The organism is Anoxynatronum sibiricum (assembly GCF_039414295.1).
Taxonomy (GTDB): Bacteria; Bacillota; Clostridia; order Peptostreptococcales; family Tindalliaceae; genus Anoxynatronum; species Anoxynatronum sibiricum.
Map to the genome: position 1 here is coordinate 22,864 of NZ_JBCITM010000008.1, position 22,280 is coordinate 45,143.

Annotated in this window: 14 protein-coding genes and 1 pseudogene; 3 read left to right on the plus strand and 12 right to left on the minus strand. The window is 53.4% G+C overall.

What is annotated here, in order from left to right:
• Positions 1-314: 314 nt before the first annotated feature.
• On the minus strand, positions 315-512 hold the full coding sequence (locus AAIG11_RS09100) for a cold shock domain-containing protein (RefSeq protein WP_283409063.1): 198 nt from the start codon (positions 510-512) through the stop codon (positions 315-317).
• Positions 513-986: 474 nt separating this feature from the next.
• Here AAIG11_RS09100 and AAIG11_RS09105 point away from each other — a divergent pair.
• Positions 987-2,192, plus strand: a pseudogene (locus tag AAIG11_RS09105) (putative DNA modification/repair radical SAM protein); the annotation flags it as partial.
• A 313-nt stretch (positions 2,193-2,505) separates the two neighbouring features.
• On the plus strand, positions 2,506-3,249 hold the full coding sequence (locus AAIG11_RS09110; RefSeq protein ID WP_343185936.1) for a TIGR03915 family putative DNA repair protein: 744 nt from the start codon (positions 2,506-2,508) through the stop codon (positions 3,247-3,249).
• Positions 3,250-3,406: 157 nt separating this feature from the next.
• Here the strand turns inward: AAIG11_RS09110 and AAIG11_RS09115 are convergent, their stop codons facing one another.
• The 9 genes from AAIG11_RS09115 to AAIG11_RS09155 all read right to left on the minus strand — a co-directional run bounded on the left by AAIG11_RS09115 (position 3,407) and on the right by AAIG11_RS09155 (position 15,889).
• Complete coding sequence (locus tag AAIG11_RS09115) at positions 3,407-5,011, minus strand: serine hydrolase (protein ID WP_343185937.1); 1,605 nt, start codon at positions 5,009-5,011, stop codon at positions 3,407-3,409.
• Between the two features lie 105 nt (positions 5,012-5,116).
• Positions 5,117-6,424 (minus strand): diaminopimelate decarboxylase, encoded by a 1,308-nt coding sequence (gene lysA, locus AAIG11_RS09120; RefSeq protein WP_343185938.1) that lies wholly within the window; start codon positions 6,422-6,424, stop codon positions 5,117-5,119.
• A gap of 115 nt (positions 6,425-6,539) precedes the next feature.
• Entirely contained in the window at positions 6,540-7,595 is a 1,056-nt protein-coding gene (locus AAIG11_RS09125; RefSeq protein ID WP_343186066.1) for an ABC transporter ATP-binding protein, read from the minus strand.
• 14 nt (positions 7,596-7,609) lie between these two features.
• Positions 7,610-8,593: an ABC transporter ATP-binding protein gene (locus AAIG11_RS09130; RefSeq protein WP_343185939.1), complete on the minus strand. Its 984-nt coding sequence runs from the start codon at positions 8,591-8,593 to the stop codon at positions 7,610-7,612.
• Between the two features lie 17 nt (positions 8,594-8,610).
• Positions 8,611-9,525: an ABC transporter permease gene (locus tag AAIG11_RS09135; RefSeq protein ID WP_343185940.1), complete on the minus strand. Its 915-nt coding sequence runs from the start codon at positions 9,523-9,525 to the stop codon at positions 8,611-8,613.
• A 24-nt stretch (positions 9,526-9,549) separates the two neighbouring features.
• On the minus strand, positions 9,550-10,470 hold the full coding sequence (nikB, locus tag AAIG11_RS09140; protein WP_343185941.1) for a nickel ABC transporter permease: 921 nt from the start codon (positions 10,468-10,470) through the stop codon (positions 9,550-9,552).
• 143 nt (positions 10,471-10,613) lie between these two features.
• Entirely contained in the window at positions 10,614-12,170 is a 1,557-nt protein-coding gene (locus tag AAIG11_RS09145; RefSeq protein ID WP_343185942.1) for an ABC transporter substrate-binding protein, read from the minus strand.
• Positions 12,171-12,365: 195 nt separating this feature from the next.
• Complete coding sequence (locus AAIG11_RS09150) at positions 12,366-13,460, minus strand: dipeptide epimerase (RefSeq protein ID WP_343185943.1); 1,095 nt, start codon at positions 13,458-13,460, stop codon at positions 12,366-12,368.
• Between the two features lie 563 nt (positions 13,461-14,023).
• On the minus strand, positions 14,024-15,889 hold the full coding sequence (locus tag AAIG11_RS09155) for a sigma-54 interaction domain-containing protein (RefSeq protein ID WP_343185944.1): 1,866 nt from the start codon (positions 15,887-15,889) through the stop codon (positions 14,024-14,026).
• A gap of 237 nt (positions 15,890-16,126) precedes the next feature.
• Between AAIG11_RS09155 and AAIG11_RS09160 the strand changes: the two genes are divergently transcribed.
• Positions 16,127-17,632, plus strand: coding sequence for a phospholipase D family protein (locus tag AAIG11_RS09160; RefSeq protein ID WP_343185945.1), 1,506 nt, complete (start codon positions 16,127-16,129; stop codon positions 17,630-17,632).
• A 318-nt stretch (positions 17,633-17,950) separates the two neighbouring features.
• Here the strand turns inward: AAIG11_RS09160 and AAIG11_RS09165 are convergent, their stop codons facing one another.
• Together AAIG11_RS09165 and AAIG11_RS09170 are read right to left on the minus strand one after the other, a co-directional pair.
• Entirely contained in the window at positions 17,951-19,321 is a 1,371-nt protein-coding gene (locus AAIG11_RS09165) for a PAS domain-containing sensor histidine kinase (RefSeq protein ID WP_343185946.1), read from the minus strand.
• A gap of 15 nt (positions 19,322-19,336) precedes the next feature.
• The gene (locus AAIG11_RS09170; RefSeq protein ID WP_343185947.1) at positions 19,337-22,264 is read right to left on the minus strand and encodes a CheR family methyltransferase; all 2,928 of its coding nucleotides are present in this window, start codon (positions 22,262-22,264) and stop codon (positions 19,337-19,339) included.
• Positions 22,265-22,280: the final 16 nt, after the last annotated feature.

Here is a 22,280-nt window from a genome sequence, read left to right on the forward strand (position 1 = left end):
TCCATTTTCATTGTGTGCCTACACTTCCATCACACACGCTCCCACATGGATATGTTGGGAGGTTCCGACAGCTTCTTTTCTGGTCAACGAATGAGCCAGCACTGCCATTAAAGGGGGCCTGGCCAAAAATACAGCGGCAGCTTTTGATGCTTACCAACGCTGCATTTTAAGCCGGTCCCCTTTGGAAGTGTCCTTGCGGCACTTCTCATTTCACCGGCAAAACCGGCAATTGATGAGTTGAGTAGTTGGTGGGTTGAGCTAAAAAAAAGGCAATTCCGAAAACCGGATTGCCTTTTTTCTCATGGTCTTTTATCTTACAGCTTTGTAACGTTAGCTGCTTGAGGTCCTCTGTTACCATCAACCACTTCGAATTCTACTTCTTGACCTTCGTCAAGAGTTTTGAACCCGTCGGTTTGGATAGCGGAGAAATGTACGAATACATCGTCACCGTCTTCTCTTTCGATAAATCCAAAACCTTTTTCTGCATTAAACCATTTTACTTTGCCAGTCATATGTTGGCCTCCTTTGTCTTTCCGTTAAAAGCAAAATCACGTCCAAACCGATTTGATGATACCCTGCAAAGAGAGGCCTTCAAATGATTGTGTTCTTTTACTTTTTAACTTCGTGTTCAATCATAACATAATATTTTAGGGAAAGCAAGCATCAATTTCACTTTCATTTTTTATGCTGCGTGCCACCATCCATTTGCCTCCCTGAAACGACCGGTTCTTAGCCATTAAACACCTTCCAGCAGCACCCCTGACAACACAGCCCATCCAGACCAGACTTATGCATCAACGAAGGATTCCATACGCAGCTCGTTCCATGCGGCGGAAAATCAGGAACAGTGGGTGTTCGCTTTTTGCAAGCATCCGCTTTTAACCCTTCGCAAAATGTGATATACTGACCTCAACTGTTTACCTGCCTTATACGTCATACGTCGGCATGTATGGTCATTAACTGTACCCATCTCCGGAGGTGTTCTCATGCAGCTATCCGAAAAACTCAGCATTCTGGCCGAGAGTGCCAAGTATGATGTTTCCTGTTCTTCCAGCGGCAGCCGGCGGAAAAACACTCCCGGCGGCATCGGCAACGCAGCGGCGGCAGGCATCTGCCACAGCTGGTCTGATGACGGCCGCTGCATTTCCCTTCTGAAAATTCTTATGACCAACGACTGTCTGTATGACTGTGCCTATTGTGTCAACCGCCGATCCAACGATATTCCCCGGGCCAGTTTCACGCCCCGGGAGTTGGCAGACCTGACCATTGCCTTTTACCTGCGTAACTATATAGAAGGTTTGTTTCTCAGTGCGGCCATTCGCCATTCGCCGGACAAAACCATGGAAGACATGGTGGAGATGCTGCGGCTGCTGCGGGAAGAACACCGCTTCAACGGCTATATTCATGTGAAGGCCATTCCCGGGGCCGATCCCCTGCTCATTGCCCAGGCCGGACGCCTGGCAGACCGGATGAGCGTCAACATTGAACTGCCGTCAGAGCGAAGCCTGCACCTGCTGGCTCCCCAAAAAAAGCGGGAGAGCATTCTGCTTCCCATGAATCAAATCCGCCAGGGCATTTTGCAGCGCCGGGAAGAAAAGAGGCAGCACCGCAAAGCCCCGGTTTTTGTGCCCGCAGGCCAGAGTACCCAGTTGATGATTGGGGCTTCACCAGAGACTGACCGGCAAATCCTCCGCCTCTCTCAGGGGCTTTACCAAAAATTTCACATGAAGCGGGTTTATTACTCTGCCTACATGGCAGTGAACACTTCTTCCCTGCTGCCGGTACCCGGCGGACCGCCCCCAACCCTGCGGGAACACCGCCTTTACCAGGCAGACTGGCTGCTACGGTTCTATCATTTCGACGCCGAAGAGCTTCTTCATGATGAAGCCCCTCAACTGGACCTGTTACTGGACCCCAAATGCATGTGGGCACTGCGGAACCCAGAAATCTTCCCCGTGGAGATCAACCGGGCCGACTACCAGATCCTGCTGCGCATTCCCGGCATCGGTCCCACCAGCGCCCGGCGCATCATTTCTTCCCGCCGTTACGGCCCCCTCACCTATGACACCCTGAAACGCACCGGTGCCGTGTTGAAGCGGGCCCGGTATTTCATCACCTGCCAGGGAAAATATGCCGGCGGCCGGGATTTTAATCCCCGGCGGATCCACAGCCTCCTCACCGCAGAAGAAACCTTTGCCCAGCAGGGGTATCAGGGTATCCAGCTTTCGATGGAAGACCTGCTTCATCAGGAAACACCTGCCGCCCCCTTTAGCGGGGGATTGAAGGATCTCTTGGGAGGAACTATCACAGGAAGCACAGGTGAGAACGCCAGAAGAAGCACCGAAGAAAAACTACCTTCAGTGATACTCAGCCGGTTTCATGACATTCCCAGCGTAACCAGTGCCATTATGTCACCTCTTCCGGCCACCGACTCCCCGCCACCTGCCAGTGGGCCAGCCTTGAAAAGTCCGCTGCTGTTACCCACGAAAGGAGGCGCTCTTTCCCATGAAGGTTTTTCTCTATGACGGCACTTTCGAAGGACTTCTCTCCACCCTCTATCTGGGACTTCGGGAAAACACCGAAAACCTGCGCATTGAAGCCGAAGACATTCATCAGCCCGCCCTTTTTGATGAACCCATCTTTCACCCTACCGATCAGGCCTTGGCCGACCGGCTGTTTGCCCTCATCCGCCAGGAAATGTCTCCCATGACCCTGCGGCATGTGTACCGTCTCCATCTGTCGGAAAAACCCGATGCCGGCACTTTGCTACTCCCCTTTCTCCAGCTGGGCTTTCGCATTGGGCCGGGGATCAATGGGCTCATGACCCATCCTCAGGTACATCCGATATTGACCATGAGCCAGCAGGTGAGCCGGGAAAGCCACCGCCTGCTGGGCCTCCTCCGGTTTCAGGAACTGAAAGGCGGGCTGCTCTACGCCCGCTACGAGCCTGATTTTCATCAGACATCCCTCATTGCACCTCATTTTGCACAGCGCATGAGTTCCCACCCATGGATCATTCATGACCTGCGCCGGGAACTGGCCGCCTGTTGGGACACCCACCAGTGGGTACTGCGGGATCTCCCCGCCGCCGAAACCCCTGAAATATCCAGTGATGAACAGGAGCTGCAGCAGCTCTGGCAGGCCTATTTCCAGCATATTGCCATCCGCCAGCGGACCAATCCCACAGTACAGCGGAGTTTCATGCCAAAGAAGTACTGGAAGCATTTAGTGGAAAAACCGGGGACATAACCAATCCCCGGCTCAGACTGTCAATAAAATAGATGAAGACAAGGGATCTGGTGAAGGCCAGCCTTGGAAATAACCAAAGCCGGGAACCTAACCAGTCCCCGGCTTTTCTGCTTTCTAGATTATAACCATCAAAGGATCAAGCTGGTTGATTCATCTTTCACCGAAAAATGGTTCCCACGCCGGTGATGCTTTCTTTCAGTGGTCCGTCGTATTCACTGTCACCGGGGTTCAGGCTGTTGATGACCACACCGTTGGCAGAGGCCCGGGAGTGAATGTATTTGCCTTCTCCCAGATACATGGCGATGTGGCCGGGGAAGAAAATCAGATCTGCCGGCTGAACAGCTTCCAGAGAAATGGGTTTCAGGTACTCTTCTTTCATGACGGCATCCCGGTAGATCACCAGGCCGTTGAGCAAATAGGCCATGGAGCAGAGTCCGGAACAGTCGATGCCCAGGGAGGTGCGGCCACCCCAGCGATATTGGGCACCCTGGTAGGCCAGCGCCGTTTCCATGAGCTTACGCCGCAGGGCCGCTGCTTCTTCGCCGTTCAGGGTGGTTCCTGCAGGTTGCAAAGGCTTCATGGGGCTGATAAAGGCGGTGCGCACCCAGCCGGTTTCTCCTGCAGGGAGCATGACCTCTGACCAGTCTTCCGATACCCGGCCCGTCAACTGCACCCGGCTTCCCCGGGTGAGGGTTTGGATCACATGGTACTGATATTTGGGGCCGGCCATCACGTCTGCCAGGGGATGCATGATCAGGTGCCCCGCCAGGGTCTGCCACCGGTCTGCCCGGCTTTCATCCATCACCAGCTGCGTTTCGTGGAGGTAGCCTTCATAGCCATAGTCGGTGCGAATGTGATGCCAACCGCCTCCCATGCTCCGCAGCCGGGTGACCACCATGCCGCTGATGGCCTCATCAGCCATTTCGCTCTGAAAATGGGGATGCAGCTGAATGGGGGCGGTGGTGGGTGTGACCACGGCCAGGGCAGGGGCAGCGGCGGTCATGTGATGATACACCAACCGGGAGATGTGACCGATGAGACGCTTGGCCTCCAGATTATCTACTGCATCGTTCACAAAAGCTCCGATGAGGTATTGCTGATCAGGCAGGCTCACCAGCCCCACATCGTGGTTCAGCGTGGGCAGCTCCCCGGTTTTGTGTGCCACCTTTACTTTCTTGGGCAGGTAGCGGCGCAGTGAGTCCCGATCCTGCTGGTTCTCCAAAAAGGTGAGCATCAGCCGGCACAGGGCAGGAGTAGCCAGTTTTTCCTGAAGAATCAGTTCCAGCAGGGTCACCATATCACCTGCCGTGGTCAGGTTTTGCCGCCCTTGACGGGCCGATTCAAAGTCCATCATTTTTCGCTGCAGTCGGGTGTTTTTCAATCCCAGGGCTGCCGCCAGGCCGTTGATCCGTTCCATTCCCAAAAGATCCATGAGCACGTTGGTGGCAGTGTTGTCACTGACAGTGATCATCAGCTGCACCAGATCCTGGAACTGGTAGCTGCCGGCAGCCAGATCGGTCACCAGGCTGTAGGCCACCTGTTCTGCCGGCTGAATTTCAATGGATTGATCAAGGGCAAACCGTCCTTCTGCCACCTGGTTCATGGCCTCTGCCATGATGAGCAGCTTGATGGTGCTGGCGGAAGGCATGGGTTGATGGTCATTCAGCTGAATCAACCACTGACCCCGGCTCACATCCTTCACCGTCACCGCCACCTGGGCGTTGGTTTTTTGCAGCAGGGAATGGATCTGTTGTGTCAGCATGATTGTCCTCCCTATTTCTTCAGATTTGACTTCGTTTTTACTCAGCTTAGGTGCGCTTTAAGTTCATTCTAAGTTCATTTTGTTTTGATGTTGATTTCATACTGATTATAGTGATCCATTGGCAATTTCCGCTGCCCGCCGTTCCCGCATCAGCAGGTCTTCCCGGGTTTCCCGGTCCACCATGAGGCGGGCCTGATCTCCGGTGAGAAGTACCACGGCCGGGCGGGGAAGGCGATTGTAGTTGTTGGCCATGGATTCGTTGTAGGCACCGGTGCTAAGCACCGCCAGCACATCTCCCCGTTCCAGGGGCGGGGTTTTGAGATCCCAGATGAGAATATCACCGGTTTCACAACACTTGCCCGCCACGGTGACAGTTTCACTGCAGGGCTGATCCATCTTGTTGGCAACCACCGCTCCATAGACAGCACCGTAAAGAGCCGGGCGGATGTTGTCAGGCAGACCGCCGTCAACACTCACATAGGTGCGTACTCCGGGAATGGTTTTCACCGCCCCCACAGTGTAGAGGGTAATGCCCGCTTCTCCCACAATCCACCGGCCCGGCTCAATGGTGACCTGGGGAACCGGCAGTTTCAGCCTGTCGGCGCAGGCACTCACCGTTTCCATGATGGCATCGGTATAGTAGGAGGCAGGATGCGGGCTGTCTTCGGTGGTGTATTGAATGCCATAGCCACCACCGGTATTCAGTTCCCGCACAGTCAGTCCCAGGCTTTCCTGCAGCTGACGGCACAGGGTCATCACCCGTTCCACGGCTGCCACATACACTTCCTGCTCAAAAAGATTGGAACCAATGTGAAAGTGGAAGCCCGCCAGATCAAGGTGAGGGCTCTCCATAGCTTTTTTGACGGCGGCTTCAATGATTGCGGGTGCCAGGGGGATGCCAAACTTGGTATCCTTCTGGCCGGTCATGATGTGCCGGTGGGTTTTCCCTTCCACCTCCGGCACCACCCGCAGCTGAATGGTCATGGCGGCACCTGCTGCTGCGGCCACCGCCTCCAGCATGTCAATTTCTTCAGGATGATCCACCACCACCCGGCCCACCCGGTGGCTCACTGCCATTTCCAATTCTTCCAGACTTTTATTGTTGCCGTGGAAAATCACCCGTTCCATGGGAAAACCAGCCTGCACCGCTGTGTAAAGCTCACCGCCGGAAACCACATCCAGGCAAAGTCCTTCGCTTTCGATGATGCGGCACATGGCCATGGAAAGAAAGGCCTTGCTGGCATAGGCGGCCCGGCTGCCGGGGTACTGATCGAGAAAATCTGTTTTCACCTGCCGGCACCGCTGCCGAATCAGGTCTTCCGACACCACGTACAGGGGTGTTCCGTAGGTACCGGCCAGCTTCACCATGTCTTGGCCGGCAAAGTGGAAATGATTGTTGGCTTGATTGTTCATTGAAACCGCTCCTCACACTGCGGCCTGAGCCGCTTCCTTCTGATCCTCATTCCAGTTCTGATGCTGATTCTCATCTGATACCGGTACTGATTCTAATCTGATACTGATGATGATTCTAATGCTGGTTTTCTTCAGGCTTCCCCTGGTGCTGCTGTTCAGCGGGGTACAGGTGACAGGCCACGTAGTGATTCGGCTCCGGCTCTGTCATCACGGGGATCTCCTGAGAGCAGACCGGCATACACTGGGGGCAGCGGGTGTGGAACACGCAGCCTTTCGGTGGATTACTGGGGCTGGGCACGTCGCCCTTCAGTACCGCCTTCACCGCTGTATGGTCCGGATCAGCCACGGGAATGGCAGACAGCAGGGCCTGGGTGTAGGGATGCAGGGGATTTTCAAAAAGACGGTCTGTTTCCGTCAGTTCCGCCAGTCTTCCCAGATACATGACCCCCACCCGGTCGGAAATATGCTTCACCACCGACAGATCGTGGGCGATGAAGAGGTAGGTGAGTCCCAACTCTGCCTGCAGGTCTTTCAGAAGGTTGAGAATCTGACTCTGAATGGAGACATCCAGCGCGCTCACCGGCTCGTCACAGATGATCATGCGGGGGTTGAGGCACAGGGCCCGGGCAATACCGATGCGTTGCCGCTGGCCGCCGCTGAATTCGTGGGGATACCGGCCGATGTGGTAATCAGATAATCCCACCATCTCCATCAGCTGCCGGATGCGCTGCTGCACACCCTCGCCTGAGGCCAGCTGGTGATAGGTGATGATTTCTGTCAGCATGTCTCCCACCGTCTGCCGGGGGTTCAGAGAACCGTAGGGGTCCTGAAAAATAATCTGTACTTCTTTACGATACGCCTTCATTTCACTTTTAGAAAGAGTGAAAATATTTTTTCCCCGAAAAAGCACCTCGCCGTCGGTGTGGGACACCAGGCGCATGATGGTTTTTCCCGTGGTGGTTTTGCCGCAGCCCGACTCACCCACCAGTCCCAGGGTTTCCCCCTCCTTAATGTCAAAACTCACATCATCAACAGCCTTCACGTGACCCACTACCCGGGAGAGAACGCCCCCCTTGATGGGATAGTACTTCTTCAGATGAGACACCTTCATGATGGTTTCGCCAGCGGCCTTTGGGGTCGGCGCGTTGATTTCCTGATCTGTTTTTATCATTTCTCCGTCTGGATTCACTGGGCCACCTCCTTCCCATGGCGGGGATAGAAACACCGCACCTCATGGCCCGGCGCCACTTCCAGCAAGGCTGGTTCTGCTTCACGGCACCTGTCGGTGGCAAATTCGCACCGGTTGTTGAACTTGCAGCCCTTGGGGGCATTCAGGGGATTGGGAACCACTCCCTTAATTTCGTAGAGGCGCTGTTCTTTTTCATGGAGTTTGGGAATGGAACGGATGAGGCCTTCGGTATAGGGATGCCCCGGCTCACGGAAAATCTGGCGCACGGGGGCTGTTTCCACCACCCGACCGGCATACATCACAATCACCCGCTGGCACATCTCTGCCACCACTGCCAGATCATGGGTGATCATCATAATGGAGGTGGAAAGCTGTTCCTTCAGATCCTTCATCAGTTCCAGGATCTGGGCCTGAATGGTGACATCCAGGGCGGTGGTGGGTTCGTCGGCAATCAGAAGCTTGGGGTTACAGGTGAGGGCCATGGCGATCATTGCCCGTTGCTGCATGCCGCCGCTCAGCTGGTGGGGGTATTCCGCCACCCGCTTTTCCGGCGAGGAAATGCCCACCAGGGCCAGGTATTCAACGGCCGTCTGCCAGGCCTGCTTTCGGCTCATTCCCTGATGAAGGCGCAGGGGTTCACACAACTGGTTACCGATGGTGTACACCGGGTTCAGGGAGGTCATGGGCTCCTGAAAAATCATGGAAATCTCATTGCCCCGTATACGGCGCATTTCCCGCTCCGACAGCTTGGTCAGATCTTTGCCGTCAAAGTGGATTTCCCCCTTCACTTTTCCCGGGTGAGCCACCAGGCCCATGATGGACAGGGATGTGACACTTTTGCCACAGCCCGATTCGCCCACCACGCCCACAGTTTCTTTTTGATCGATGTAAAAGCTGACTTGATCCACTGCCCGCACCACGCCGTCGGGGGTGCTGAACTCAGTGGTCAGGTCTTTCAGTTCCAATAAATGCGTCTGCATGTCAACCCCTCCTCCAGCTATTCTTTCATGCGGGGATCCAGCACGTCCCGCAGTCCGTCGCCCAGCAGGTTAAAACCCAGCACCACAATCATCACCGCCAGCCCGGGAAAGGTGACTCCCCACCAGGCTGTGCGCATGTACTGGCGTTCCAGGGACATTTGAAAGCCCCAGGTGGCCTGTTCTGAAGTGGCTCCCAACCCAAGAAAGCTGAGGCCGGCTTCGGCGATGATGGGATTGGCAATTCCCATGGTGGCGTACACAATGATGGTGGCCAGGCAGTTGGGAAGAATGTGTTTAAACATAATCTTGGCGTCATGAAACCCCAGCCCCCGGGCCGCCTGCACATATTCCCGCTCTTTCAGGGAAATCACTTCACTGCGCACCAGCCGGGCAAAAGTGGGCCACCCGGCAAAGGAAAGGGCGAAAATCACGTTTTCGATCCCCTGTCCCCGCACTGCCATGATGGCCATGGCGAGAATGATGCCGGGAAAGGCGATGAAGGCATCCACCAGCCGCATCATCACGGCTTCAATTTTTCCGCCGTAGTAGCCGGCCACCAGGCCCACCACCACACCGATGGCCGCCTGAATGCTTACCACGCTGACACCGACAAAAAGGGAGATGCGGGCCCCATAAATAATACGGCTCAGGACATCCCGGCCGAAAAAGTCGGTGCCCAGCAGGTGTTCGCCCCCGGGGGCCTGATGAGCATTGCGGATGTTTTGGGCAAAGGGATCAAAGGGGGTGAGCTGCCGCCCGAAGATGGCCAGGAGCAGGAACAGAATCACAATCACCAGCCCAAAGATGGCGGTGGGATTCTTCTTGAACCGGCGCAGGGCGTCATCCCGAAAGCTGGTACTGCGTTGAATGGTGACTTCAGCAGGCATCACCGGCGGTTCAGGCATGGGTGATTGCAGATTGGATGATGTCATGGACGTTTCCCTCCCGTCGGTTCATTAGTCGTAACGGATTCGAGGTTCCAGGAATCCGTAGAGAATATCGGTGATGAGATTAATCAGGATAAAAATCATGGCGAAGATGAACAGATTGCCCATAATCATGGGGTAGTCCCTGGCCAGCAGCCGGGTGTAGGCAAAACGGCCGATGCCCGGATAGGCGAAGATGCTTTCCACGATCACCGACCCGCCCAGCCGGGAACCCAGCTGCACCCCGATCACTGTGACCACCGGCAGCATGGCATTTTTCAGTGCGTGTTTGTAGATCACCAGCTGGCGGCGCAATCCCTTGGCCCGGGCGGTGCGAATATAATCCTGCTTCATCACCTCCAACATGCTGGAACGGGTGAGGCGGGTGATGATGCCCGCTCCCGGCATTCCCAGGGCAATGGCAGGCATGATGAGATGGGCCAGAGTGCCGGAGCCGCTGGCGGGGAGCATGCGCAAAGAGTAGGAAAAGATGAGCATCAGCATCAGCCCCATCCAGAAATTGGGCATGGAAATGCCCAGCAGGGCAAACACCCGGGCAAAAGAGTCGGCAAAGGTATTTTGTTTCACCGCTGATAAAATGCCCACGGGAACGCCAATGCCAATGGATACAATGAAGGAAGCCATCACCAGCTTCATGGTGGCGGGCAACCGCTGAATCAGGGTGGAAAAGACAGGGCGGCCGTCCTGCAGCGAGTAGCCCATGTCGCCTCTTACGATGCCGCTGACCCATTTGATATATTGCTTGTGAATGGGTTCATTCAGCCCCATGGCTTCCCGAATGGCCTCCACCTGTTCGGCGGTGGCGTCTTCTCCTGCCCGCATAAGAGCCGGGTCCCCCGGCACCAGATGCACCAGGGAAAAGGTGAGCACCGTCACCAGGAAGATGACCGGGATGGCCTGGAGCAGTCGTTTCATGATGTAAATATGCATGGTAACACTCCTTACGGAATGATTTTTTCAGAGAAAAGGAGCAGGGTGGCGTCCACGCCTGCTCCCACAGCAGTTCATTCATGAATTTCTTTCGCGTCCTTGGTTCTGTACCTTAGTCCTGTGCTTTTGATCAGGAGCGGGTGCTATTGCTTCCAGTAGGCGTCTTTCAAGTTTCGACTGCGCACCACAAAGTTATAGTCGAACTCAAAATCTGCATTCCAGGCCATCCACATCTGGCTGTTGCGCAGGGGTACATTGTAGGCATCTTCCGTCATGATCCGCTGAGCTTCTGAGTAAAGGGCTTTACGGGCGTCCTGGTCACCAATGATCTGAACAGCCTCTTCCACCAGACGGTTGACTTCCGGGTGATTATAAGCGGTGGTGCCTGTTCCGTTGATGAAACGGCTCATGAAATCGTGGGGATCATACATGCCGGTGGAACCCATATGATACAACTGGAAATCACCGTCAAGAATCTTCGCCAGGGCTGAGCTGAACTCCATGGTTTCCAGCACCAGTTCAATGCCCACATCGCCGTAGAAACTACGGGCCAGCTCACCAAACTCGATATTCTCAGTGCTGTTGGACATGGTCACCGTCAGGGTAAGGCCATCGCCGTAACCGGCTTCCTCCAGCAGTTGCTTTGCCTTTTCAGGGTTGTACTCATACTTGTAGGTGGCTTCATCGTCGTAGGCCCAGGTGCCCGCAATAATGGGATTGTGCATCACAGAGGCCGTGGGCCACACGTGCTTCACAATGGCTTCTTTATCAAGGGCATAGTTCAGCGCCTGACGAATACGCACGTCATTAAGCACATCGCTGCCTGCGTAGGCATGGTTGATGGCCAGGGGGAAGTAATTCAGCGTCTGGGACATCACCAGCGTAAAATCCGGGTCTTCAATGAGGGTGTCAATTTCCCGCTCAGGGGGATAGGTGAAGTCAATGTTCCCTGCCAACAACTCGGCAAACCGGGTTTCCCCTTCAGGAATCTCACGGCGAAGGATGGTTTCCAGAATGGCTGGGCCTTCGAAATAGTCATCATACCGTTCCAGTTGAATGTAATCATTGGGAATCCATTCCACCAGCTTGAAAGGACCACTGCCCACCGGCTGGAAAGCGAAGGTGCCCTGACCGTCTTCGTAAGGCTCGGCAGGTGCCAGGTGCCGGGGAACGATGAACCGGCGCAGGCTGGTCCAGGCGGCAGCGTTGGGTGTTTCTGTGGTGAATTTCACCGTGTAGTCATCCAGGGCTTCCACCGTGGACACATGGGTACGGGTACGGTGGGGAGAACCAAAATCTTCGTTTAGAATTGTTTCATAAGTGAACACCACGTCGTGGGCTGTCAACGGCTCGCCATCATGCCAGGTGACATCCTCCCGCAGGGTAAAGATATAGGTCAGGTCGTCGGGGGTTTCCATTCCTGTGGCCAGGTCAAACTGCATTTCCAGATTCTCATCAGGGTAGATGAGTGAGTTGAACACCAGCTCCAGCACTTCTTCCGCATATGAAGAGGTGGTGAGACGGGGGTCAAGGGAATCCGGGTCTTGCATGGCACCCCAGATCAGGTCGGTGCGGGCACCCGGAGCAGCACCCGGTGCCGGTGCAGCTTCTCCGTTGCCGCTCTCCGGTGCGGGCGCAGGATCAGAAGAACCGCAGGCACTGAGGGCCACCATGGAAATAATCAATATTACGGTCAACATCCATAACAGGCTTTTTTTGTTCAATTCAATTCCTCCCTTTGTCTGTTTACTGTTTGTTGCCCTGCTGTGTCGAGAGGCATCCCCTCCTTCGTTCTCCCTTGCTTCCGCTCATGGGCACCCATTCAGCGCCTGCCGGTACCGCCTTTGGTTTCGGCAGGGCCATGCCCCAGATACGGTGCATTCACATGTGTTCTTTTACGAAATGTATTGGTCAAAGACTGGTCCCGGGACAATGCCCAAACCCGCCTCTTTGCTCATGGTGATGGCGGCATTTTCAAAGGCTGGCCCGCCCTGCCAGGGGTCGGCGGCGCAGAGGCCGGGGCCGTCGAGATCACAGCGGGTAATGATGTTTCTGCCTGCTGCCAGATGAGCTGCCGCAGCCACACTCAGGCGACTCTCCAGCATGCATCCAACCATGCATTCCATGCCGTAGATTTCTGCCAGGGCACAGATTTTCAATGCCTGATAAATACCTCCGGTTTTCATCAGCTTGATATTGATCAGGTCTGCCGCCCGTTCCTGCATGATGCGCAGGGCATCCCGGGGCGAAAAAACACTTTCATCTGCCAGAATGAGGGTCTCCACCTGCTGGGTGACATACTTCAGACCTTCCAGGTCACCGGCTTTCACCGGCTGTTCCACCAGCTCGATACCCAGGCCGACCTCTTCCATCTGTCGAATCAGCTTCACCGCCTCCCGGGGCGTCCAGCCCTGGTTGGCATCCAGCCGCAGGGTCACCCCATCTCCCAAGGCCTGCCGAAGGGCTTTGATTCTTTCCAGATCCTGGCGCGGATCCTTTCCCACCTTTATTTTCAGGGTATCGTACCCCAATAAGACCGCCTGCCGGGCGTCTTCCGCCATTTCCGCCGGATCATTGACACTGATGGTCAGATCGGTGGTCAGGGTCTGACGGGCACCGCCCAGCAGCCGGAACAAGGGAGCCTGATGATAACGGGCAAAAAGGTCATACACAGCCATATCTATCGCTGCTTTGGCGCTGGTGTTGCCCACCAGTGCCGTGTGCAGCCGTGCCATGATGGTTTCCAGCTCCACCACCGGCAGCCCCAGCAGCCGGGGTCTGATGAATCCCATCACGGCACTTTCAATGCTTTCTCTGGTATCTCCAGTGATGACAGCTGTAGGGGGTGCTTCTCCATAGCCGACGTCACCAGTGTCAGTGTGAATGGTGATCAGTATGTCATCCACCGCTTCAACGGTGCGCAGGGCGGTTTTGAAGGGTTTTTTCAACGGAATGCGCAGGCGCTTGACTTGAATGTCAGTAATTTTCACAGGGTCACTCCTTTTATGAAGAAACTGTTCACTAATCTCACTAATAGAAGAAGCTGTTCACTATCAGAAAACGGTTCGAGCGGCCGGCGAGACTCCTCAAGAAATTTTCGGGACTGATCAAGTGAATCGCAGTACTCCCTACTTCAATGATTAACATTGCAATTATCATGCCAACATTCTCCCGCCATGAGACAGCTGCCGCTTTCCATCAGCTCCACACCTGCAAGCCGTTGTCTTTCCAGTCTTTCAAGACCGCTTTAAGCAGAACGGTTCATGGCGACGCCAGTCACAGCGACCATTCATCCCAGTGTTATTGTCCGCTTTTCCGGACTGATATGCCGACGTTTCATTAATCAGCGTCTCGAATGATGACAAGCCAAGTCTGAAATCCAGCATTTTCAGAAACTTCTTAAATCGATTTGGCGCACAATCCAATAGTTCGTTTTATCGAACTTTATTCCGTTATGCCGGACGTTCAAAGCAGATTCAGCGCGCTCGCCATCACCATCGGTACGTAAGCGGTTGGTGCTGTAACAATCCTATTGTTCGATATCATCCTGTTGTTATTCAATCCCATGGAGTTTCATTTTTTCGTAAAACTGGGTTTTTCCAATGCCCAACTGCTGCATCGCCTGCCGGCGGCTGCCTTCACACCGGGTCAGAGCTTCCCGAATCAACTCTGCTTCCCTTTCCATCAAAGCCACTTTCAGGCTTTTGTCACCCGGTTCCTCCACGGCTTCTTTGGCCTTACCCTGCTGAGGTGCCACCATCAGTTGGCCTGAAAGAAGCACCGGCCCTTCACAAAGATGAACAGCCCGTTCCAGGATATTTTCCAGCTCCCGCACATTTCCCGGCCAGTGGTACTCCATGAGTTTTTGCAGCCCTTCTGCCGAAATACGCTTTTCAGCCACCCCTGCCTCCCGGCAGATCCGGGGGAGCAACTCCCTCACCAGCAGTTCAATATCTCCCTGCCGTTTCCGCAGAGGAGGCATCCAAATGGGGAATACATTGATACGATAATAAAGATCTTCCCGAAAGCGTCCCTGCAGCATTTCTTCTTCCAGGTTTCGGTTGGTGGCAGCCATGATGCGCACCTGTACCTCTCGCTTCTCATTGCCCCCCACCCGGTAAAAGCTTTTATGCTGCAGCACCTGCAGCATTTTCACCTGAAGAGCCAGGGGCAGTTCACCGATTTCATCCAACAGCAGCGTGCCGCCGTCGGCCAGTTCAAAAAGACCCTGCTTACCTTCATCCCGGGCACCGGTGAAGGCACCTTTTTCATACCCAAAAAGCTCGCTTTCCAGCAGGTTTTCCGGGATAGAGCCGCAGTTGATCTGCACGAAGGGAGCCTGAGGATCACTGCCCGCTTCGTGAATGGCTTTGGCCAGCAGGTTTTTTCCTGTGCCGCTTTCTCCCAGCAGCAAAACAGTTGATTTGTTGGCAGCAGCTTTCATGGCCAGTCTTCGGGTATGCAGAATTTCAGGACTTTCCCCCATGATTGCGGCGAAAGTGACAGTAACTGCTGTTTGAGCTTTCAGGCGATTTTCAGCCATTTCCAAGCTGCGCAGTGCTTCATCCCGTTCCTGAAGGGCCTTTTTCATTTCTGTCACATCCTCCACTTTGAGAACGGCCCCCTGCCGGTAACCATCCCTGTCAACAGGAAAAAGGGAGCAGAGGGTCTGCCTGCCGTTGATCTCGGCAAAATGATCACAATAGCCCAGAGGACGGCCCGCGGCAGTTTCCAGAAATTCCCGGATGACATCGCTGGGCTCATGGATTTCTGTCAGGTGCTTGCCCAGTACATCCAGATGGGCTTCGTGCCGCCCCTTTCCCCGAAAGGGGCTTCCCTCCAGCAGCTGCCGCAGCGCTTCATTTCGCACCGAATAGCCCCGCTCCTGATAAAACTTCAGGGTTCCCGCCGCACCGTCAAGGGCCACCAAATGACCGATGGCACTGTTGTAGGGAAGTTCAAACAGATGGTCATCCACCTGGAGACAGATCTTTTTTTGCTGATAGTGAATGGCCGCCTGAAGACGATGCTTTTTCAGGGTGGTGGTCATTTCAAGAGACTGACGCTGTACCTCCGGTGAATGCACCAGCACTTTGGCACTGCCGGGCGCGCCTCCCATGATGCCTGCGGCAATCACCGCATCGCCCTGACGAACAGTGCCCGGTGCAACGCCCATGAGAGCCAGGGTGGATGCGTTTAAACCGCCGTCATCTTCACCCAGACAGTTATCTGCCAGAATCACCAGATCTCCGGTGACCAACTGCCCCGGCGGGTGTTCATGGGGCTGGTGATACACCACGCCGAAAATCTCCTTGGCCTTCTGATTGTAGAGACGGATGATCCCCTGAGGGTCGATGAAAATAAATCCTTCCATCATCATGTCGGTGAACAGACGCACATCCGTTTCGTGGAACTTCATGGCCGTCCCTCCTTCCTCAGACCTTTCCCGCCAGGCCAAAGGCTTTTCTGCTATTCTACCAGATCCCCCTGCTTTTGAGAACCATCCGCCCGCTCTTCGAGGGCTGCAACGTTGTTGTTTCAATTGTCAGAGCCACTCTTTTATGGTATGATGAGGAGGCGGCAGATGGGCAGTGAAACCTTTCTCTGACCGCCTGCACACGGCACTTCAAATACCAACTTTAAGGCGGGAACCCTTTTGAAAGAAAAACCGCTGCCCCTGGGCAGAATGATGGTGAAAACCAAATATGGTGGAAAACAACGAAACTACGGGCTCATTTTCAAAGTTTTGGCAGGCATCCTGGTGCTGGTTATAATGGTCTCGGTGGTAATCACGGGCTTTCTCCATTCCCTGGCACCTTCCCTTTCTTACGAAGGACCGCTGCAGCCGGTGTCAGACCTGACCTTCCTGGCAGACCTCTCCTGGATCCATGGCGGTGAAATTCAGCATGAGCAGGTTATTTTCGAAGAAATGATCACCCTGGTGGCCAATGCCACCGATTTTATTGTGGCTGATTTTTTTCTCTTCAATGATGTCTATGACCGATCTGTCAACAGCTACCCTGATTTAACCCGTCAGCTGACAGACGCCCTCATTGCCCGAAAGAAGGCGGTGCCAGAGCTGCAAGTGGTGCTCATCACCGACGAAATCAACAATTTTTACGGCTCTTATGAAGCCCACCATCTGACACGGCTTCAGGAAGGCGGCATCGATGTGGTGGTCACCGACCCGACCGTCATGGGGAATTCCAACCCCCTCTATACCGGCATCTGGAACACTTTAATCACTCACTTTGGCAGCGGCGATTTCGGTCTCCTTCCCAATCCTTTTGGCACCGACGCCCCCCGGGTCACCCTGCGAAGTTACCTGCGGCTGGCGAATTTCAAGGCCAATCACCGGAAGGTGCTGATCACCGAAGAAGCAGCCCTGGTGATGTCAGCCAACCCCCATGATGCCAGTGCGCTTCATTCCAATATGGCCTTTCGTTTCTCAGGACCACTGGCTGCAGATCTGCTGGAGACAGAGCGGGAAGTGGCCGTTTTGTCAGGCTACGACAGTTCCCGGTTTCCCACATTGCCCCAGGTGGACTTCATCGCCACCGAAACCCACAGTGATACCCAGGCCCGGGTGCTGACGGAGGGTAAAATCAGGGAACATTTGCTGGCTGAAATCAATGAGACAACTGCCGGTGACAGCATCTGGATGGGTCAGTTTTATATTGGTGACCGCCTGGTGTCAGCGGCCCTTCTGGAAGCTGCCCAGCGAGGGGTGACCATCCGTTTGATTCTCGACCCCAACCGGGATGCCTTTGGTATTGAAAAGAGCGGCATTCCCAACCGTCCTGCGGCCTCCGAACTGGTGGAAGCTTCCCAGGGTGCCATTGAAATTCGCTGGTACAACACCCAGGGAGAACAATATCATACCAAACTGACTCTCATTCACCGCAGTGAGAAGAGTGTTCTTTTTGGAGGATCAGCCAATCTGACGAAACGGAATCTGGGAGACAACAACCTGGAAACCATGATCAAAGTGGAGACTCCCCGCAATGGTGAACTCTCCACGACCGTCACCGACTACTTCAGGCGGCTCTGGGGCAACCGGGGCGGCCAATACACCCTTCCTTACGAAGCCTTTGAAGACAGCCGGGTCTGGCGCCAGTGGCTCTACCGTTTCCAGGAATGGAGCGGCTTCTCCACTTTCTAAACTCCCTCATCAGCCCTCAAACTTCAATTTCCAGCAAAAGAGGTGTGTACGCTTTCGCGACACACCTCAGGTTGAAGACAAAGGGATTTGGCCAGGGCAGCTGACTCCAATCTTGTGTTTTTAGCCGAAAGTCTCGAAAACAGCGCCTGAACTCGCTGCGCTCAAACAGCAGGCACTGGCGGTTTTCTCATCTTTTCGAAAAAACACTGACAAGATCTCCAAGGCTGTCCTTTACCAAATCTTTTGTCTTCATCATGTTTTGTCTACAGTCTGATCTGCGCTTTTCAGTTGATGGTTCTTCTTTGCCGCCACTCCTGATTATGTTGTCAGTGCCTCCAGTTCCTCTTGCGACAGTTTGTCAAAAGGGACCCGCAGCTCAAAGGTGCTGCCTTCTCCCTCCCGGCTGGCGACCCGAATCTCTCCACCCAAAAATCCTGCCAACCGCCGGGCAACGGTAAGCCCGATGCCTGCACCGCCAAAATGACGGGTGCTGGAAGAATCTCCCTGGGTGAACCATTCAAAAATCCGCTCCTGATCTTCCACAGGGATCCCAATGCCTGTATCTGTCACTGCTATTCCAAGAACCACTCGTTCTTTCTGTGCTTCGATTTCCTTATGGTTTTCATTTTTTTGTTGTTCTTCCACGAGGTATACCCGGAGTCGAATTTTTCCCTGTGTCGTAAATTTAATGGCATTTTCCACAAGGCCATCCAATATCTGCCGCAGCCGGGAAGCATCGCCCCGGAGAATAAGCGGAACGCCCGCCTCCTGTTCCATCGCCAGTTCCAAATGTTTTTCTTCTGCTTCGCCCTGCCAGCTGTTTACCAGCGTTTGAAAAAAGTCTGCCATCACCATTTCCTGATGGTGCACCTGTATGTCACCGTCTTCCATGGCGGCAAAATCCAGCAGATGGTCAATCAGACGAAGCATCCGCCGGCTGGCAATCATCATATGATCAATATAGTCCAGCTGTTCCTCGTCCACCTGGGTGTTGATCAGAAGCTGAAGAAATCCGTAGACGCCGTTCATGGGCGTGCGAATTTCATGACTGATATTGGCCAAAAACCGATTCTTCGCCTCGTTGGCAGCTTCCGCTTTCGATTTGGCTTGTTCCAGCGCCCGGCCTTTTTCTTCCAGCGCATCCTGCAGTTCTTTTTCCGGCGTAAGATCCACCAGACTCATTCGAATTTGAGGTGTTCCATTCTTCAAAAGTAAATTACTTTGAACTTTTGCCGTGCGAACACCCTGATGTGTTTGTATTTGTATTTGCAGGCTGTCCATTTGTGCCACATGTGTCAGATTTCGCAGATGATGATACACGGCATCCTGGCTCTCAGGCATAATAAATATTTCGATCCGTTCTCCCAGAGTTTCTTTTTCTTGTGCTCCTGTTAGCAGGCAAAACTCCCGGTTGACCGCCTGAATGCAATGGTGCCTGTCGATGACCACATAGGCCACCGGCGCATCCTGAAACAGGCTGATATAATGAATCTGAGAGTTCTCCAGTTCTTCCTGTACCCGCATTAGTTCCAGGTTCTGATATTCCAGCTCCTGGTGATAGATACTGACTTCCTGCATTAACTCTTCCACGGGTTTGCTTTTGAGAAAATCGGGATCTATGTGCCTTTTTTTAATGGCTTCTTCGATACGCTGCTGCAATTGTTTCCCTTGCTCATGGTTGTGGCTCATTTTCCTTCACCCCGATCATTCTGCTTTTTCATGTTCAATGGTAAACACACCGCCTTCAAAAATCCCATTGTGACGGATCACCGGCACGCCATAGATGGTCAGCAGTTGCTTTCCCTTCCCCGGTATGTCCACATAATGCTGATAGCCGCTGACAGGCTGATGTGTTTTTTTCATTTGTGCAAAGGGCAGTTCTTCAGGAGGAATGGGTTTCCCGTTTAAGTCTGTGATTTTCCACTGGTTGTCATCATACGTTCGATTCAGTAACTGTTCTCTGGTTAAACCAAAGACGATTTCAGCTTTTTGATTAACGTATATCAGATCACCAGATGCATCCACCATGGTTTTGGCCACCGGGCTGTGATCCAGCACCGTTTCCAGCAAATAATTGCAGTTGTGCACTTCAGCCTCCAAATGCTTCAGGCGGCTGATTTCAACAAAGGTGACCAGCACCCCTTCCACCGCATGGTAGGAGGTGCGGTAGGGGCGGGTTCTCACAAACCAGGCGCCACCACTTTCATCCACCATTTCTCTGTCGATGGGCTGCAGGCTCTCCAACACATGGTTCACATCCTTCATGAGTGTCGAGTGGGTCTCAATAGCAGCTATATGAGAAATAGGTCTGCCAATGTCAGACTCCCTCAAGTTGGTGATCTTTTTCACCACAGGAGTGATGCGTCGTATACACAGGTTCCGGTCAAGGTAGATGGCTCCCACCTCAGTATTATGAAGCAAATTTGTCAGATCATTGTTGGCCTGGGTCAGTTCATCGATCTTGCTTTGAAATTCAGAGTTCACCGTATAAAGCTCTTCGTTCACTGACTGAAGCTCTTCATTGGTGCTTTGCAGCTCTTCATTGGAGGCAATCAGCTCTTCATTGGAAGATTGCAGCTCTTCATTGGAAGTTTCCAGTTCTTCCACTGTTGCCTGGAGATTTTCCCGGCTGATTTGAAGCTCATTCTCCAGTTCTTTCACCCGTTGGCTCATTTCCTGTCCCACCTCCGAGTGTGAACCGCCTCGCTCCACGGGATCACCAGCCACCGACATCTCCCTGAAGCTGATGAGGAAGTAGTGCACCTGATCCAGTTCCAACCTTCGTCCTTCAACGGCCACCTGCCTGTCTTCAAACCCGGGAATGTGTTCTATGTTCTCATACACCAGATGCGCCTGACCCTGCTTCAATCGCCGCAGCAATCCACTGACATAAAGGGATAAATCATTGGGCAGGTGCTGCAAAATGCTGTCAGAAAACTGTCCTGCCCGCACTTGAAAAAATGGGTTCATGTCATTGATCACCTGAACGATGCGATCTTGTTGATCCACAATCACCGATGGAGGCAGGTAGGCTTCCAGTGCATTTTCCAGTAACCTGGACTGCCGCAGGTTTTCAGCTCCAGTTCGAGTGCTGGCAGGCAATAACTGTTGACGAACAGATGCAGCCTGCATGGGCTGCAGGGGTTGGATATCCCGCATCAATGGCGGCCGAAAACCTTCCCGGTACTGATAGATTTTCCATTTGCTGTCAATGGTTTGAAAGCCTTCGCTCATTTCTCCCAGGGTTTCACTGTTTCCCATGAAAAGAAAGCCTCCAGGCTTCAGCGAATAGTAGAACATGTTAAGAATTTTTTGCTGCATTTCCGGCTTAAGGTATATGAAGAGATTGCGGCACACCATCAGATCCAGTCGTGAAAAAGGAGGATCTTTCAGCAGATTATGAGTTGCAAAAACCACTGTTTTTCGAAGGTTTTCCTTTACCTGATAGCCATTTTCCAGACGAACGAAGTACTTGGACAGCATTTCCTGATCAATGTCGGCCACGATGCTTTCAGGATAAATCCCCTGACTGGCTACATTCAGAGAAATTCGGTCAATATCAGTGGCAAAAATTTTCAACTCACAGGAGGATCGGCGCTTTTCCATTTCTTCCAGACACATCATGGCCAGGGAATAGACCTCCTCCCCAGTGGAACAACCGGCCGACCAGATGCGTAAATGGCCTTTCTGACAGTTCAGGCTTGGTAGCACGTTCTCCTTTAAACTTTCGAAAGCTTCTCCATCCCGAAAAAAACGGGTAACGCCAATGAGCATCTCCCGGTATAGCGTATCTTTCTCTTTGTCTGACTCCATCAGGAAAATCAGATACTCCTCCAGGCTGTGACACCGGTTGATACTCACCCGCCGCTCCAACCGGCGAGCAATGGTATTCTCTTTGTAGTAGGAAAAGTCAATACCAATGTGGTCCCGAAGAATCAAATTGATTTTTGCCAGCGTATCCATGTTTTCCGGCAGCACTTTTTCAAGGGTTTTACTGTCGGAAATAAAGGGGTGCTTCACATAGTTAAGCAGCGCCTCTCCCATCTGAGCCGGCGGAAGAATAAAATCCACCAGCCCCGTGGAAATGGAACTGCGGGGCATACCGTCAAACTTGGCAGTCTGCTCATCCTGCACCACAATGATCCCCCCAGCCTCCTTCACCGCCCTGATTCCCAGCGTGCCGTCACTTCCAGTGCCGGAAAGAATCACAGCCATGGCCTGTTTACCTTGATCTGCTGCCAGGGATCTTAAAAACACATCTATGGGAAGATTCAGAGCTTTCTGGCTTCGCTGTTCCTCCAGATAGAGTTTGCCGTGAAAAAGCATCAGATTTTTACGGGGAGGTATCAGGTAGATGTTGTTGGGAGCCACCGGCATACCATCTTCTGCAATATGAATGGCCATAGCCGTATGACGGGCCAGCAGTTCGTCCATCATGCTGCGGTAATCCGGTGACAGATGTTGAATCACAACGAAGGACATTCCCGTATCTCTGGGCATGAACTTAAAAAAATCCTGAAGCGCTTCCAACCCTCCAGCAGAAGCACCGATTCCCACATAGTATAGAGGCTTTCCCAGTATCGGCACTTCATTCGCCGGTTTAACCGAAGGGATTTTTGTTTCTTCTGCCATCCTGCCATCGTCCTCT